General features: G+C 71.9%; 15 protein-coding genes. 5 read left to right on the plus strand and 10 right to left on the minus strand.

The window, feature by feature from the left end; all coding sequences use genetic code 11:
- Nucleotides 1–38: 38 nt before the first annotated feature.
- Complete coding sequence (locus ACFTQE_RS17255) at nt 39–1,745, minus strand: substrate-binding domain-containing protein (RefSeq protein ID WP_376926227.1); 1,707 nt, start codon at nt 1,743–1,745, stop codon at nt 39–41.
- A 152-nt stretch (nt 1,746–1,897) separates the two neighbouring features.
- Between ACFTQE_RS17255 and ACFTQE_RS17260 the strand changes: the two genes are divergently transcribed.
- A complete protein-coding gene (locus ACFTQE_RS17260) occupies nt 1,898–3,022 on the plus strand; it encodes an N-formylglutamate amidohydrolase (protein WP_376926228.1) in 1,125 nt (374 codons plus the stop codon).
- Nucleotides 3,023–3,144: 122 nt separating this feature from the next.
- A complete protein-coding gene (locus tag ACFTQE_RS17265) occupies nt 3,145–3,795 on the plus strand; it encodes a phosphoribosyltransferase (RefSeq protein WP_375837413.1) in 651 nt (216 codons plus the stop codon).
- Between the two features lie 31 nt (nt 3,796–3,826).
- Here ACFTQE_RS17265 and ACFTQE_RS17270 read toward each other — a convergent pair whose 3' ends face one another.
- Nucleotides 3,827–4,630: a putative protein N(5)-glutamine methyltransferase gene (locus ACFTQE_RS17270; protein WP_376926229.1), complete on the minus strand. Its 804-nt coding sequence runs from the start codon at nt 4,628–4,630 to the stop codon at nt 3,827–3,829.
- A gap of 186 nt (nt 4,631–4,816) precedes the next feature.
- Between ACFTQE_RS17270 and ACFTQE_RS17275 the strand changes: the two genes are divergently transcribed.
- On the plus strand, nt 4,817–6,730 hold the full coding sequence (locus ACFTQE_RS17275; RefSeq protein WP_376926230.1) for an anthranilate synthase family protein: 1,914 nt from the start codon (nt 4,817–4,819) through the stop codon (nt 6,728–6,730).
- Nucleotides 6,731–6,823: 93 nt separating this feature from the next.
- Nucleotides 6,824–7,312 (plus strand): hypothetical protein, encoded by a 489-nt coding sequence (locus ACFTQE_RS17280; RefSeq protein WP_376926231.1) that lies wholly within the window; start codon nt 6,824–6,826, stop codon nt 7,310–7,312.
- A gap of 14 nt (nt 7,313–7,326) precedes the next feature.
- On the opposite strand, the gene ACFTQE_RS17285 is transcribed toward ACFTQE_RS17280, so the two are convergent.
- From ACFTQE_RS17285 to ACFTQE_RS17320, 8 genes are all read right to left on the minus strand, one after another.
- Entirely contained in the window at nt 7,327–7,977 is a 651-nt protein-coding gene (locus tag ACFTQE_RS17285) for a GNAT family N-acetyltransferase (protein ID WP_376926232.1), read from the minus strand.
- A 31-nt stretch (nt 7,978–8,008) separates the two neighbouring features.
- Nucleotides 8,009–9,685 carry an ABC-F family ATP-binding cassette domain-containing protein gene (locus tag ACFTQE_RS17290; protein WP_376926233.1) on the minus strand — a complete coding sequence of 559 codons (1,677 nt, stop codon included), beginning with the start codon at nt 9,683–9,685 and terminating at the stop codon, nt 8,009–8,011.
- Between the two features lie 31 nt (nt 9,686–9,716).
- Nucleotides 9,717–10,505 carry a GNAT family N-acetyltransferase gene (locus ACFTQE_RS17295; protein ID WP_376926234.1) on the minus strand — a complete coding sequence of 263 codons (789 nt, stop codon included), beginning with the start codon at nt 10,503–10,505 and terminating at the stop codon, nt 9,717–9,719.
- A 106-nt stretch (nt 10,506–10,611) separates the two neighbouring features.
- Nucleotides 10,612–11,196, minus strand: coding sequence for a GNAT family N-acetyltransferase (locus ACFTQE_RS17300; protein ID WP_376926235.1), 585 nt, complete (start codon nt 11,194–11,196; stop codon nt 10,612–10,614).
- A gap of 46 nt (nt 11,197–11,242) precedes the next feature.
- Nucleotides 11,243–12,103, minus strand: coding sequence for an Fpg/Nei family DNA glycosylase (locus ACFTQE_RS17305; protein ID WP_376926236.1), 861 nt, complete (start codon nt 12,101–12,103; stop codon nt 11,243–11,245).
- A gap of 59 nt (nt 12,104–12,162) precedes the next feature.
- Complete coding sequence (locus tag ACFTQE_RS17310; RefSeq protein WP_376926237.1) at nt 12,163–13,491, minus strand: hypothetical protein; 1,329 nt, start codon at nt 13,489–13,491, stop codon at nt 12,163–12,165.
- Between the two features lie 81 nt (nt 13,492–13,572).
- Nucleotides 13,573–14,094 carry an RNA polymerase sigma factor gene (locus ACFTQE_RS17315; RefSeq protein ID WP_376926238.1) on the minus strand — a complete coding sequence of 174 codons (522 nt, stop codon included), beginning with the start codon at nt 14,092–14,094 and terminating at the stop codon, nt 13,573–13,575.
- Nucleotides 14,095–14,195: 101 nt separating this feature from the next.
- Complete coding sequence (locus tag ACFTQE_RS17320) at nt 14,196–15,044, minus strand: DNA-formamidopyrimidine glycosylase family protein (protein WP_376926239.1); 849 nt, start codon at nt 15,042–15,044, stop codon at nt 14,196–14,198.
- Nucleotides 15,045–15,137: 93 nt separating this feature from the next.
- Here ACFTQE_RS17320 and ACFTQE_RS17325 point away from each other — a divergent pair, with 93 nt between their 5' ends.
- A complete protein-coding gene (locus tag ACFTQE_RS17325; protein WP_376926240.1) occupies nt 15,138–16,346 on the plus strand; it encodes a phosphotransferase family protein in 1,209 nt (402 codons plus the stop codon).
- The last annotated feature ends 102 nt before the right edge of the window (nt 16,347–16,448 follow it).

Here is a 16,448-nt window from a genome sequence, read left to right on the forward strand (position 1 = left end):
GCCCGGCAGTTGCCGGGCGCCCTTCGTCGTTCATGCTCTCAGCCGCAGTTCGGGCGGCAGCTGCGTTGCGAGAGGGCGTCCACGAGCACCGTACCGAGGTCTTCGGGCTCCGATGCCGAGTACGCGGCGCCCTTCGTCGCCTGGGCGATGCGCTGCATCGCCGCGAGGTCGGTGTCGGGGCCGAAGCCGATCATGATGACCGGCACGGGCTTCTCGGGGTCGTCGATCTTCGCGAGCTCGGCGAGCAGCGTGTCGAGGTCGATGCCGTTCTCGTCTTCGTTCTTGCCGTCGGTGAAGAGCAGCACGGAGTTGACCTTCTCGGGGTCGTACGTCTCGCGCACCCGCTGCACCGCGGCGAGGGTGGTGTCGTAGAGTCCGGTCGCCCCGCCGAGCCGCCCCGGCAGCGACTGGATGATCCCGGCGATCTCCTGCGAGTGCGCGGCGTCGCCGAGCGGTGCTATCGGCGACAGGTCCTCGTAGTCGAGGTCGCCGTTGCGAGCGGTGGAGAAGACCCACACGCCGAGCTCGACCTCGCCCGAGAACTTCTGCATCGCACCGACGGCGGCCTGCTGGAAGATGTCGATGCGGCGCAGGCCGTTCGCTGCCGGCTCCTCCATCGAACCCGACACGTCGATGACGGCGAGCATGCGCGAGCGCAGCGTCAACACCGACCAGGCGCGGAGAATCTCGATCTCCGCCCCGCCGTCGAGGGCCGCCGTGGCAGAGGGGGCCTGCGCCCCGAGCCCGACGATATCGAGTGCACCGGTGCCGTCGGGGGCGCGGAACCCCTTCGCGGCCAGGGTCTTCCGGCTCTCGCGGATGGAGTCCTCGAGGGCGTCGAGCAGCTCGACCTTGGCGTCCGCACCCGATTCAGCGGTCTCCGCGGAACCGGATTCGGCCGCGACCGGCGCCTCCGTGCGCACGAAGGGGTAGTCGAGCGCGACGGTGCCGTCGGCGGGGTACGCGGCGACGAGCGATTCCGCCGGATCGTCGAGGTTGTACGCGGCGATCTGCACCTCGCTCGTGACGACGACGACCGGCTGCTGCGCCGCGCTGACTGTGCCGAACGCGGCGCCCGTCGATGCGGGGATGGACTTGCCGAGCTCGATCATGGCGCCCGCGAACTGGCGTGGGTCGTCGGGCGAGGAGTGGCCGCGCAGGGCGAGGAGTCCGGCCAGGCTCGCGGCGGATGCCTCGGGGTCCGGCAGGATCGCCGGCAACGTGCCGCCGAGCACGCGAGCCCAGCTCACGGGCTCGGCCGCGAGCGCGGTCGCCTTGGTCGCCGCACCGGCGAAGACGACGGGCGACGATGCGATCGAAGCGCGCACGTCGAGTTCGGGCAGCGGCTGGCCGAGCGAGGTGGCTGTCGCGTTCGTGCGGTCGATCCAGACGCTCGAGTCCGGCACCCAGGCGTCGATCTTCACCCCGCCCGAGGCGACGACTGCGGCGGTGTCGGCCGAGTCCTGCGCAGTGACCTCCGTCGCCACGCAATGATCGGGGTCGGCGTCGAACTTCTCAGCGATCTCGGCGAGCGCCGGCGCGATCGACGGGTCGGCCACGATCGCGAGCTGCTCGGTCTCGGCGCAGCCGGAGTCTGCCGACGCGAAGATGGGGTTCAGGTAGCCGCCGACCCAGAGGAAGACGCCGGACGCCACGAGACCGACGACGACCACTGCACCGATGATGGACAGGATGAATCTGCGGCCCGGCTTCTTCGCCGTTGCCGCTTCACTGTGACGTCCCACGGACACTCCAAGCCGACGAGTGGGGGCCTCGTCGAATCCTCAGTTCGGGTTCCCCAGATCGGGGAGGGATTTGGTTCAGTGTAAGCGACGAGTTCGCAGAAGCGAACTTCGCTCGAATTCCGCTCGGCGACCGTCCGACTAGGGTCGGAGGCATGGATGCCGCTTCACCGCTGCTGATTCCCGCCGGAACCGCGTACTCGGCGCGAGACCTCACGCACTACGCCGGCAAGGGCGAGGTGGGGCTCGACGAGGCGATCGCCCGGGCCGACGTGCTCGTCACCGCGCCGCATGCGGGAGCCGCCATCCCCGAGGAACTCCTGCCGTTCCTCGCCCCCGAGTTCACCCGGCGCCTGCAGTTCGACTTCACCGACTGCTCGACGAGCCCGGTCGTGCGGCGCTGGGCCGAGATCGACCAGCGCATCGTGGTCGTCGAGAATCCGCATCCGCGCATGATCCGCGACCCCAACCGGGAGAAGCCGGCCGATCTCGCGGCCACGCTCCGCGAGGCCTTCGCACGCGTTCGCGCGGCGGGCGCCTGGAACCGTGTCGACCTCTCGGGCGTCGACGCGATCCGACCGGTCACCTTCTCCTTCTTCCCCCTCCTGCGGGTGCCGCAGACCGACGGCGAGCTCGAGGAGCTCGTCGAGCGCTTCTCAGCCGTCGCCGAGCGGGGGCTCGGCGTGTACGAGCGCACTCGGGACGAGCTCATCGAGCGCTTCACCGAGCAGGCGTTCGCCCTCGCCGCCCCAGGAGCGCCGACGGCGTTCACGATGCTCGCCTTCCACGACACGATGAACCACACGACGACCCGAGACGGCGCGATCTCGGTGGATCGCGCGCCCGAGGATCGCCTTCCCGGCGTCGTCGCCCTCTCGAACCGCGGCGATCATCGAGGCGAGCCGATCGATGGCGCGCCCGTCACGATGCGCCCCGAACTGCTGCGGCGACTGGCCGACGCCGCCCGTCACGCATTCGACGTCGCCGACCCCGCCGAGGTCGCACCGAACCAGCCCTACCTGGGCAGCTACGAGATCATCGCCGCGGGGCGTCGTTTCAGGGAGCTCGACGGGCGAGCGGATGCCGCGGGCGTCGTGCTGAGCGCGGTGCAGGCCGAGTTCCGCCGGGAGTTCCTGCTCGGCGAGGCGAACACCCGCACGCTCATGCAGCCCGGCACCGGGTGGATCGAGCCCGACCCCGACCGCGTCGACTCCGTTGCGCAGGCCTGCAAGGAGATGTTCGACGAGGTGCGGCCGGGACTCGTGACGCCGACCGCCTGACGCACCACGAGACATCCGGCGCCACACGATCTCGGGCCCTTGGCCGGGCGTCGCCGCGGTGGGAGCATGGAAGGGAGCCGACGGCCACGATCGACCGGTGTTCGGCTCGATGGGCGCACGACATGGAGCACTTCACTGATCGGGCCGACGCCGGTCGGCGGCTCGCCGCGGCACTCGAGGGCGTCGACCTCGGGAAGCCGGTGGTGCTCGGCCTCCCGCGCGGCGGGGTGCCGGTCGCCGCACCGGTCGCGCGAGCGCTCGGCGCACCGCTCGACGTGCTCGTGGTGCGGAAGCTCGGCGTACCGGGGCAGCCCGAGGTGGCGATGGGCGCGATCGGCGAGCAGGGCGCCCGCGTGCTGAACGACGACATCGTCGACTCGGCCTACGTCTCGCCCGGCGAGCTGCGCGACATCGAGCGCGTCGAGCGTGCAGAGCTCGAGGCCCGGGTCGCCCGCTTCCGCGGCGGCGCCCCACCGGTGCCGCTCGACGGCCGAACGGCGGTGATCGTCGACGACGGCGTCGCGACGGGCGCGACCGCACGAGTCGCCGCGGTCGTCGCGAAGGCCAGGGGCGCCGCACGAGTGGTGCTCGCGGTTCCCGTCGGCGCGTCCGACTCGCTGGGCTCGCTCGCCGCCGATCCCGCTGTCGACGAGATCGTCTGCCTGTCGGTGCCGCCGGGGTTCATGGCCGTCGGCATGCACTACCTCGACTTCGCGCAGACCACCGATGCGCAGGTGGCCGAACTGCTCGCGGCCGCACGAGCCGGCGACTGACCTCGGCGGTCTCCGCCGAGCCTGCCGCGCGCTACTCCTGGTCGGCGCTGCGCACTCCGACGACGACGGTCGCGTCGGCCTCGTCATCGTGGAGGATCCGGGCGTCGAGCCCGCCCTCCTCGAAGAACGCCACGGCCACGGGCGCCTGGCGCTCGCTCGTCTCGATCAGCAGCGCACCGCCTGGGGCGAGCCACGAGCGAGCGGATGCCGCGACCCGGCGATGCACGTCGAGTCCGTCTCCCCCGCCGTCGAGTGCCATGCGCGCCTCGTGGTCGCGGGCCTCGGGGGGCATCATGGCGATCGCATCGCTCGGCACGTACGGGGCGTTGACGGCGAGCACGTCGACGCGGCCGCGGAGCTCTGCGGGCAGCGCGTCGTACAGGTCGCCTTCGCAGACGAGACCGCCGATCGGTTCGACGTTCAGGCGCGCCGCCTGCACGGCGACGGGATCGAGGTCGGCCGCGACGAGCTGCACCGGCCCGGCGGCATCCGCGATCGCCGCACCGATGGCGCCCGCACCGCAGCAGAGGTCGACGACGACGGGCAAGTGGGCGTGCGCCGCGCTCTTCGCGAGGCGGGCGGCCTCGGCCGCGAGGAATTCGGTGCGCCGGCGCGGCACGAAGACACCGGGCAGCACCCGGAGGCGGAGGCCCGCGAACTCGGCCCATCCGAGCACCTGCTCGAGCGGTTCGCCGCCGACACGGCGTTCGACGAGCGCTTCGAGCTCACCGCCCTCGGCACCCGTCTCGAGCAGCAGGGCCGCCTCGTCTTCGGCGAACACGCATCCGGCGGCCCGCAGTCGGGTCACGATCTCGGTCTCAGTCTCAGTCGGCATCACTCGAAGCGTATCGGCGCCGCCGCCGGGGTGCTGATGCTAGAGTCCTCGACATGACCTCGTCGAACCAGAACTGGTGGCCCGCCTCCTAGGCGGCCACGCGTTTCGACGTACTGACGACCGCCCGAGGGCGGTCGTTTCGCGTATGCGGAGGTCGGCGCCCGACGGCCCGACCGGAGACCCACCATGACGCGATTGCTCGCCGCCCTGCTCGACGCCACCGACCCCGTGCCCTTCGCCGTCGTGCGCCGGGAGCACGAACCGACGCTCGACGTCCTCGTCGGCGACGTCGTCGACGTCGAGCGCATCGCCGACATTCCGCTCGACGGCGCAGAGGTGCTCGCCCTCGTGCCGTTCCGCCAGGTGCGCGAACGCGGCTTCGTCGCCCACGACGACGGGGCACCGCTGCGCTGCCTCGTCGTGCGCGACCGGGAGACGATCGACCTCGACGTGGCGATCGGCCTGCTGCCGGAGCATCCGATCGCCGTCGACGACCTCGGAGTCGACGTGAGCGACGCCGAGTACGCCGATCGGGTGCGCCGGGTGATCGACGAGGAGATCGGGCGCGGCGAAGGGGCGAACTTCGTGATCCGCCGCGAGTTCACGGGGCGGATCGAGGCATCCGCTGCACGTGCCGTACTCGGGTGGATGCGCGCGCTGCTCGAGCACGAGGCCGGCGCCTACTGGACCTTCGCGATCCACACGCCGGGTCTCTCGGCCGTCGGCGCGACGCCCGAGCGGCACGTGTCGTCGATCGACGGGATCGTCTCGATGAACCCGATCAGCGGCACCTTCCGTCACCTCGCTGGGCCTCCCGCCGACGACGACCTCGTCGCGTTCCTCGATGACGTGAAGGAGCGCGAGGAGCTCGTGATGGTCGTCGACGAGGAACTCAAGATGATGAGCGCGGTCTGCCCCGACGGCGGGCGCATCCGGGGTCCGTTCCTGAAGCGGATGTCGCGGCTCACCCACACCGAATACCTCCTCGAGGGACGCAGCGACCTCGACCCCCGTGAGGTGCTCCGGCTCACGATGTTCGCACCGACGGTGACGGGGTCGCCGATGGGCAACGCCTGCACGGTGATCGCGCGCCATGAATCGACGGCACGGGGCTACTACGCCGGGGTGCTGGCGCGCTTCACGCCGCGGGCCGGCGGATACGACCTCGACGCCCCGATCCTCATCCGCACGGCCTACGTCGACGGCGAGGGCGGGGTGCGCGTGCCGGTGGGGGCCACGCTCGTGCGGCATTCCGACCCGCTCGGCGAGGTGGCGGAGACGCACGCGAAGGCCGCCGGGGTGCTGACGGCGCTCGGGGCGATACCGCGCCCGATGGGTGCGCCCGCCCTGCTCGCCACCGCGGCTGCGGCCGTCGGCGACGTGCGCCGGGAGGATGACCGCATCGCCACGCTCCTCCATTCGCGCAACGACCACCTCGCGACCTTCTGGAGCTCGCCGCAGGCCGCGCACCCCTCGCGCGGGGCGACCGCGCTCGTCATCGACGCCGGCGACGACTTCACGACGATGCTCGCCCACCAGTTGCGGCACCTCGGCGTCGCGGCGCGCGTCGTGCCGTGGAACGAGGCCGTGCCCGAGGCGTCCGACGACCTCGTGGTCTTCGGCCCAGGACCGGGCGACCCCCGCAACGAGACCGACCCCCGCATCGCGCGCCTGCGCGAGCTGATGGTCGCGCGACTCGCGAGCGGCGCGCCGACGCTCGCCGTGTGCCTCAGCCACCAGGTGCTCGCGACCCTCGCCGGCCTGCCGATCGGGCCGTTGCCCGCACCGCGGCAGGGGGTGCAGCTCGACGTCGACCTGTTCGGCGAGCCGGCGGCCATCGGGTACTACAACACCTTCACGGCGATGGCCGCGAACGGCGCGATCACACCGCACCTCGGTCTCGAGGTGGCGGCAGATGCCGCGACGGGCGTGGTGCACGCGCTCCGCGGGCCGCGCGTGGCATCGGTGCAGGGCCATCTCGAGTCGGTGCTCTCGCCCGACGGGCTCGCCGCGCTCGAACGGATCGTCGACGGGCTGCTGGCGCCCGGGGCGATCGAGGATCGGGCCGTCGAGCTGCACGGGACGCCGTCGCGGGCGTGATGATCCCGCACTGCGCCCGATTCCGCAAGGCGTTGCCGATGCGCACCGTGCGCGGTTGGCTGGGTGCGACCCGACCAGAGGAGGCGGATCATCATGGACACGAGCACCATCATCTGGATCATCGTCGGCATCGTCGTCGTCATCGCGATCGTCGTCGTCATCGTCATGGCGACGGGCAGAGGGCGCCGAGAGGCCCGCATCGAGGCCGATCGGCGGCGAGCCGCCGACCTCAGGCAGGGCGCGGCGGAAACGGAAGCCGCGGCGCGCCAGCGTGAAGCGGATGCCGCGATGGCGGAGGCCGATGCCAAGCAGGCCGAGGCCGCGGCAGCCCAGGCACGGCTCGACTCCGATCGCCTGGCCCGCGAGAGCACCGATCACCGGGCCGACGCGGCCGGCCTCCACTCCGAGGCCGACGATCGTCTCCGCAAGGCGGACACGCTGGATCCCGACGTCGACACGTCGGTCGGCACTGACACGAGGGGTGCGGGCACTGCGAGCGACGGAACGGCCGGTGACGGCACCGCGAGTGAAGCCACCGGACCCGACGGCACCGGCCGACACGGAGCGTCGCCCGCCATCTGACGCGCGGGTCGGGATCAGCCCAGCGCGATGACGGCGTCGAGGGTCTCGTCGTCAAGCGCTCGGTCGGCGTAGATCGAGCGTTCGAGGTGCGTCGTGCCTCCGGGCGTCGATGGGCGGGCGTCGGCGGTGCCGTCGCGGTGCGCCGATCGCCCGCGCCACTGCAGTTCGAGGCCGATGCGCTCGAGCACGCGGATCGAACCCGCGTTGTGGCCGAGCACCCTGGCCGTGACCGGGGTGTCGGGGCGCGTCGACTGCGCGGTGGCGAGCGACACCGCCGCGGCCTCCGTCGCGAATCCGTGGCCCCACGCCTCGGGGGCGAAGCGGTAGCCGAGGTTCCACGCGTCGAAGTCGAGCATCTTGGCTCCGGCCGAGCCGAGGAAGACGCCGGCGCACAGCTCGCCGAGCGGTTCGCGGAGGAGCACCGCGCAGTGCGCGAATCCGTATCGCCGGCGACTGTCGATCGAGGCCGCGATCGCGCGCTCCGACTCGTCACGACTCGTGTGCCGGCCGCTCGGCAGGTGCTCCCACGTGCGCGGGTCGCCGTAGACCGCGAAGTACGCGTCGACGTCGTCGAGGGCGAGAGGGCGCAGGTCCAAGCGCTCGGTGTGCAGGGTCTGCACCATGGGCATCTGAGCAGCAGACGACGTCTGGTTCGCTTCCATCATCGCGCTCGAGTCTGGCAGCGGCAGCCGACACTCAAACGTCGGTGACCGCGCCGGCCTCCACATGCCAGCGGCGATCGAGACGCACGTGCTCGAGCATGCGGCGGTCGTGCGTGACGAGCAGCAGCGTGCCCTCGTACGAATCGAGGGCCTCTTCGAGCTGCTCGATCGCGGCGAGGTCGAGGTGGTTCGTCGGTTCGTCCAGCACGAGCACGTTGACGCCGCGCGCCTGCAGCAGTGCGAGCCCGGCGCGGGTGCGCTCGCCCGGCGAGAGCGCGTCGACCGGGCGCAGCACGTGGTCGGCCTTCAGCCCGAACTTCGCGAGCAGGGTGCGCACCTCCCCCGCCGAGTACTCGGGCACGAGCGCCTCGAACGCGTCGGCGAGCGGATCCTCCCCGGTCAGCTGGGAACGCGCCTGGTCGATCTCGCCGATGGCGACGGATGCCCCGAGGCTCGCCGTGCCGGCATCGGCCGCCCGCCGCCCGAGCAGCAGTGAGAGCAGCGTCGACTTGCCGGCGCCGTTCGGACCGGTGATGCCGATGCGCTCCCCCGCGTCGACCTGCAGCGAGACGGGGCCGAGTGTGAAGTCGCCCTGCTGCACCACGGCCTCGTTGAGTGTCGAGACGACCGAACTCGAGCGGGGCGCCCGGCCGATCGTGAACTCGAGCTGCCATTCCTTCCGCGGCTCCTCGACCTCGTCGAGGCGCGCGATGCGGCTCTCCATCTGCCGCACCTTCTGCGCCTGCTTCTCGCTCGACTCGGTCGCGGCCTTCCGCCGGATCTTGTCGTTGTCGGGCGACTTCTTCATCGCATTGCGCACGCCCTGGCTCGACCATTCCCGCTGGGTGCGGGCCCGCGAGACGAGGTCGGCCTTCTTCGCCGCGAACTCCTCGTAGTCGTCGCGCTGCTGACGGCGGGCGGTCGCGCGCTCCTCGAGGTAGGCGTCGTAGCCGCCGCCGTAGATGCGGTTCGAGTGCTGGGCGAGGTCGAGTTCGAGCACCCGGGTGACCGAGCGGGCGAGGAACTCGCGGTCGTGGCTCACGAGCACGACGCCGCCGCGGATGCCGCGGACGAACGACTCGAGCCGCTCGAGCCCGTCGAGGTCGAGGTCGTTCGTGGGCTCGTCGAGCAGCACGAGGTCGAACCGGGAGCAGAGCAGGGCTGCGAGGCCGACGCGGGCGGCCTGGCCGCCCGACAGCGAGGTCATCATCGAGTCGGCCGAGAGGTGGGCGTCGGCGCCACCGAGGCTGAGGCCGAGCTCGGCGAGCACGGCGGGCAGTCGCTCGTCGAGGTCGGCGGCGCCGGAGGCGAGCCAGCGTTCGAGGGCGACGGAGTACTCGTCGGCGGGGTCGGGTGCGCCGGGCGCCGGGGCATCCGTCGACCCCAGTGCCAGCGCGGCGGCATCGAGGCGAGCGGATGCCTCGGCCGCACCGGTGCGTCTCGCGACGTAGGCCGCGATGGTCTCGCCCTCGATGCGCTCGTGCTCCTGCGGCAGCCAGCCGACGAAGGCGTCGGCCGGCGAGAGGTGCACGGTGCCCGCCTGCGGCTCGAGCTCGCCCGCGAGGATGCGGAGCAGCGTCGACTTGCCCGCGCCGTTGACGCCGACGATGCCGACGACATCGCCGGGGGCGACCGTGAGGTCGAGGCCGTCGAAGAGTGTGCGGTGGGCGTAGCCACCGGCGAGGCCCTGGGCCACGAGTGTTGCAGTCACCGGTCAACCCTAGTCAGCGGGGGCTGTGAGTTCAGCGCCGCCAGCGGTAGGGCGTCGTCGTCGAGACCTTGACGAGTCCCGACCGCTCGAGGATCGGCCGAGAGAACTCGGTGGAGTCGGAGTTGACGAGCCGCTTGCCCATCGCGATCGCCGACTTCGCGCGTGCGGCGGTCAATGCGCGGTAGATGCCGCGACCGCGCCATTCCGCGCGGGTCGCACCGCCCCAGATGCCGGCGAACTCCGTACCCGGCACCGGTTCGAGCCGGCCCGCGCTGATGATGGCGCCGTCGGCCTCGGCGACCCAGAGCTCCATGCCGTCGCCACGGGAGAGGCGGGCGAGCACCGCATCGGCCGTCGCCTCGGAGGACGGGTCGCCGAACACCTCGCCCTGCATGCGGCACATGGCCCGGACGTCGGACTCCTCGGTCACCCGTCGCACCGTGACGCCATCGGGCAGCTGCACGTCGGCGACGAGTGCACTCGCCTCGCCGATCATGATCGATTCGGATTCGTCGGCCTCGAAGCCGTTGGCCAGGAGGGTTCCGTGCAGGCCCGGCGCCGCATCGTGCCCGCGGGTCTTCCACTCGACTCGCGTGATCTCGGGATCTGCGAGGTAGTGAGTGAGCGCACCGACGACGAGGCCCGCGATCTCGGTCGCGGTCGCGCCGTCGAGGTCGCGATAGGTCACGAATCCGCGGCCCCCCGCGAAGGTCACCAGGCGCAGCGGACCGAGCCGCTCCACCCCGATCGCACTCGGCGTCTCGGCATCGGTGCGGAGTTGGTCGTCGTAGGCGCGCAGCAGCTCATCGGCGAGGATCATGGCCCCCATACTGGGGCCACGGGGTTGCATGCCGCAAAACTCCGAGGAATGCTCGCGGAACTCCGACGTGCCGGTCCTGTCCTGTGCCGTCCTGTCGCCCGGGTGATCAGGGCGTTCGCGATGCACGCCACTCGTCGGCGAGCATCGCATAGGTGTACCCGTCGATCCAGCCGAGTTCCGCGTGCCAGGAGTCGCGCACGCCGTGCTGCTCGCGCCGCATGCCGAGTTTCTCCATGATCCGCCACGACGCCGTGTTGTCGGCGAAGCATCCGGCGGTGACCCGGTGCACGCCGAGCTCGCCGAATGCGAGATCGAGCAGCGCGCGGGCGATCTCGGTGGCGTAGCCGTTGCCCGCGTGCGCCGGATCGAGCAGGTACCCGATGCCCGCCTCAGCGCGGCGCCACGGGCCGTCGTCGACGTGCGACTGCCCCATCGCATCGGTGATCCACAGGGCGCCGGTGCCGACCACCTCGTCGTCGAGCACCGCGACGGCGGAGTGGTCGTTCGGGTCGTCGACACCGTCGAGCCAGGTCGTGCGGAACGCCCCGGGCTCCACCTCCGTGCGGATCAGCCAGCGAGTGACCTCGGGGTCGTTGCGCCACTCGAGGATCCGGTCGAGATCGGCGTCCGTGGGCTGGCGGAGGACCAACGGCCCGGCTGGGCGCGGCCACTGCACGTCTGGGGTCGTCATGGTTCCTGCTTAGCAGGCGAGGGCGCCGGAGCACGAGTCGGAGGAACTACTTCACGAGCCTGGAGAGCACGCGGTCGGCGAGCGGCTTGCCACCGGTCTGGCAGCCCGGGCAGTACTGGAACGTCGAATCGGCGAAGATGACCTGGCGGATCGTGTCACCGCACACCTCGCAGGTCTCACCGGTGCGACCGTGCACGCGCATCCCGCGACGCTTCGCGTCCTTGAGCTCGGCGGGCGGGCGACCGGATGCCACGGCAACCGCCTCGGCGAGGGTCTCGCGCATCGCGGTGTAGAGCGTCTCGACCTGCTCGGGTGTCAGCTTGGCGGCGAGCGCGTACGGCGACATCTTCGCGGCGTGCAGGATCTCGTCGGAGTAGGCGTTGCCGATGCCGGCGAACACCGACTGGTCGCGCAGCACTCCCTTGACCTGGGTGCGGCGCCCGTCGAGCACCGCGGCGAAGTCCACGAGCCCGAAGTCGGGTGCGGTCGGGTCGGGGCCGAGCCGAGCGATGCCGGGTACCTCGGCCGGATCGCGCACGACGTACACGGCGAGCGACTTCTTCGTGCCGGCCTCGGTCAGGTCGAAGCCCGAACCGTCGTCGAGCCGCACGCGCAGTGCAAGGGGCGAGCGACCGGGCTTGACCGGCGTCGACGGCACCTCGTCGTACCACCGCAACCAGCCGGCGCGCGCGAGGTGGAAGACGAGGTGGAGTTCCCCGGTATCGAGGTCGACGAACTTGCCGTGGCGGTTCGCTCGCTCGATGCGCTGCCCTTCGAGTGCCGAGAGCGGCGGATCGAAGGTCTTGAGCGCCGAGATCGCCGCGACGCGCAGGGAGGCGAATGCGTGCCCGGCGGCCCGCTCGTCGAGGAACGCGGCGAGCGCCTGCACTTCGGGAAGCTCCGGCACACGAACATCCTGCACCCTGCCGCCGACGGTCGCACCCTCGGCGCTCCCGCAGCGGCACCTCAGTCGGTCGCGAAGTCGAGCTTCGATTCGGTGACGGCGATGACCGACCAGGTGCCGCCGTCGGCGTCGGTGAACTCGTATGCCGGAACGACGAGCACGCTGCCGTCGGGCTGCCACTGGCTCGAGAGCCCGAGGCGTGCGCTGACGATCTTGACGTCGTTCACGGGCCACGCGACGGAGCTGCCGGCACTCGGCGTCGCGGGCGGCTCGGTCGGGGGCACCCACTCCTCGCCCGCTGAGGCAGCCGGCTGCTCCGTCACTGCGAAGGGCATGGCGGTCATCTGCGCACCGAACCTGGGGTCCGAGAGTCGTTCGAAGCCCTCCTGCTCGCTGACGACGTCGTAGTCGCCGATCGAGACGAGATCGGCGAGGGCGCCGGACGCGTTGACGATGCCCGCCTTCGAGAGTTCGAGCGACCAGGCCTGATCGATGCGCTGACCATCGACGACGGGCCAGGCCTGCGCCATCCGCGTCACCGCGCCCTCCCAGGTCTCCGAGGTGTACTCGAACGCGTCGGCGTCCCGCCCGGCGGCCGTGATGAGCGACCGGAGCGCATCGGTCGCGGCGGCCTCGCTCGGCAAGTCGGCGACGGGCGGCTCGCAGACCGGCATCTCGGGAATGGTGGCGTCGTCGGGAGCCACCGGCTCGATGACCGCCGGCCCGCAGTTCCACGGGTTGATCCCCGGGTCGGAGTACGAGAAGCCGAGCGTGCCGTCGAGACCCACGTAGAGCGCCGGGCCGGAGCCGTCCTGCGGGCCGACGGTCCAGCTGCCGTCCTTCAGTTCGGGGGTGCCCTCGACGCCGAGTGCCGCGGCGAGCGCGGCGACGGTCTCGGGGTTCGATGCGGCTCGCGCGTCGTAGGCGTACGCGGCGGCGGCGCCGCCGGTGGTCGCGAGCCCGGAGGCGCTGAAGGTGTTGCGACCGTATCCGTAGGGCATCATCAAGTCGTTGACGCCCGACCCGGCCATCTTGCGGTTGCCGGTGTCGAACGCGGCGGACTCCTCTTGCGTCGCGCCGTTCTGCGCGGCGCCCAGCGAGATCGGAGCGGCGGCGAGTTCGGACGATCCGGCCGCGGCCGTACCGAGGCCGAACCCGGCACCGCCGACGATCGCGACCGATGCCGCGACCGCGGCGGCGACGAGCCAACGCGGGCGGCGGCGGGCGCGCTCGTTCGCGAGATCGGCGACGTCGGCCGACGCGGCCGGCATCGCGGAACCCGCCGCCTGCGCGATGACGTCGTCGGCGAATCCCGGGCGAGGCTCGACGCCGGCCGCGGGGTCGGCGGCGCGCAGTCGTGCGACCGGGTCGAGATCGTTGTCGTCGTTCATGTCGAACACCCTTCGTGCGTGCGGTTCACTTGGGGATATGTCCGGAGACGGCGGAACCTTGCAGCAGCGGCCGGTTCTGAGCTAGAACGTCAACCGCTCGCCCCACGCCTCACGGAGGCGCTTGCGGGCACGTGAGAGCGCGGCATCCGCTCCGGAACGCGAGATGCCGAGCACCTCCGCGAGTTCCTGGCCGTCGAGCCCCTCCCACGCGTGCAGGAGGAGGATGCGACGGTCGCGCTCGCCGACGCTCTCGAGCGCACCGCGCAGTTCGGCGTCGAAGAGCGCGCTGAGCTCGGGGTCGTGCTCGATGCGCACGGTTCCGGTCTCGGGCACCTCGTCGACGGGGAGGTCGACGTGCTTGCGGCGTCCGTTCGCGAGGGTGAAGCCCGCGGTGCGGTAGAGCCACGGCAGCACCGCCTCGCGAGGCACGTCGGCGCGGCGACGCCACGCGGTCGCGAAGACGTCCGCTGCGAGGTCCTCCGCGTCCTGACGCGGGCCTCGACGGGCGAAGTAGCGGACGAGGGCGGTCGAATGCTCGCGGACGATCTCGGTGAACCATGCCGTCTCCGCGCTCGTCGCGGTCGGATCTGCGGGCTCGGGCATCGCCACCTCCTCGGCTGCATCGGCGCGTGCTGCGGTGCTGGCGATCCTCACACCACGTTTATGTCACGTCAGCCGCGAGTCTTGCACGACACTCGATCGCGTCAGTCCGCGGCGCGCAGCGGCAGGCGCTCGCCGCCCGTCTGGCAGGTCGGGCAGTACTGCGCCGTCGTGCTGGCGAACGAGAAGTCGAGCACGGTGTCACCGCAGACCGGGCACGTCTCGCCGGCCCGGCCGTGCACGCGCATCGACGCGACCTTCGCGGCCTTGAGCTGGTCGATCGGCACTCCCCGCTGGTGCTCGATCGCGCCCCTGATGGTGCCGATCGTGGCGTCGAAGAGTCGATCGAGCTCGGCCTCGGTCAGCCCCGCGGCGTGGGTGACCGGCGAGATCTTCGCGAGGTGCAGGATCTCGTCGGAGTACGCGTTGCCGATGCCCGCGAGCGATTCCTGCTCCTGCAGCACGGCCTTCACCTGCTTGCGCCGCCCGTTGACGACACGGTCGAAGTCCTCGCGGGTGAAGCCGGAGTCGGCGGGGTCGGGCCCGAGCTTCGCGATCGCGGGCACCTCGCTCGGATCGTCGACCACCCAGCATCCGAGCGACACCCAGTCACCGGCATCCGTCAACTCGACGACGGTGCCGTCGTCGAAGGTGAGCACCACGAGGGTGGGCGGCGCATCGGCGACGGATGCATCGGCCTCGCCGTTCGCGTACCGCGCCCAGCCGTGCCGGCCGAGCGAGACCACGAGATGCTCCGCCTCGCCGACCTCGAGGTCGACGTGCTTGCCGTGGCGGGCGGCACCGCGCACGCGTTCGCCGAGCAGCGACGACGGCGGCCTGCTGCGGGTCTTGGCCGCACGGAACTCCACGACGTCGACGTCGGTGATCTCCCGGCCCGCCAATCGCGTGCCCAGATCCTCGACGAGCGCCTCCACCTCGGGCGACTCGGGCATGCCGCCAGCATCGCACACGGGCCGGTGGCGGGGATACCCTCCGGGCGTCCGGCACCGGCCTGCCGCGGGCCCGGGTGCACTATCGTGCGGAGCATGACGAGTCGGGACCGCCGGGATGCCGCACTCGTGCTGTGCCTGCCGACGGGCGAGTTGCTCGGCGAGACCACCGTCTTCGAGGTGCCGTCGCCGTACCCGCAGGAGGCGGGCCCGCTCGTCGACGCGGCTCGCGCCGGCCTCGGCATCGAGGTGACCATGCTCCGGCTCCTCGACATCGAGCACCGAGCGGGCGATGAGGCCGACCTCGTGCGATACCTCGCCGAGGTCGCTGCGCCGCCCGCCATCGCGCTCTCGTCCATCGGCACCGCGGCGGTCGCGAACGAACCGCACCGAATGCCCTGGGCCCGGCCGGGCGGCCCGGCGCGGCAACTCGACTGGGCTCGCAGCGAACTCGAGGCGGCCGGGATCGCGCCGACCGCGCCGCCCCGCCAGGTGCGCTCCTGGAACCTCTCGAGCCTCTGGAGCCTGCCGACGACGCACGGCACGCACTGGCTGAAGGCGGTCCCCCCGTTCTTCGCGCACGAGGGCGCCGTGATCGAGCGGATGTCACGGCATCCCGTTCCCCGAGCGCTCGCACATGCGGATGGCATGCTGCTGCTCGAGGAGATCCCCGGCGACGACCTCTACGAATCCACCCTCGAGCAGGCCTGCGCGATGGTCGACCTGCTCGTCGCCATGCAACTCGACACGGTCGGCCGTCTCGACGAGCTGTTCGCCATCGGGCTGCCCGATTGGCGCCTGCCGGCGCTCGTGACACCTTCCCGCCGTCTGCTCGACGCCTGGGGCCCGCAACTCGATTCGCCCGATCGAGCGGCGGTCGCGGAACTGGTCGACGCACTCGACACGCGCGCCGCTCGCCTGGAGGACTGCGGCCTGCCCGACACGCTCGTGCACGGCGACTTCCATGGAGGCAACGTGCGCGGCAGCGGCCTCGAGCTGACACTGCTCGACTGGGGCGACTCGGGCGTGGGGCATCCGCTGCTCGACGTGGCCGCCTTCACCGAGCGGATGCCGCCCGCCGACGCCGAGGCGGTGCTACGGCACTGGGTGGAGGCGTGGAACACCGCCGTCCCCGGCTCGGACGCGGCTCGCGCGGCGACCCTGATCGCCCCCGTGGCGGCCCTGCGACAGGCGATCGTCTACCAGGGGTTCCTCGACCGGATCGAACACGACGAGCGCGTGTACCACGCCGAGGATCCGCCGATCTGGCTGCGCCGTGCCGCCGAGGCGTTCAGGGCGAGCTGATGCGGGGCGCGGGGGGTGCGGCCCCCCCCCCCCCGCCGCGGCGACCCCCGCCCGGCCCCCCCCCCCGGGGGGGGGGCGGCGGGGGTCGGGGATTAAAAAAAA

This window comes from Agromyces sp. NPDC056965 (genome assembly GCF_042673425.1).
In the GTDB taxonomy this organism is placed as follows: domain Bacteria; phylum Actinomycetota; class Actinomycetes; order Actinomycetales; family Microbacteriaceae; genus Agromyces.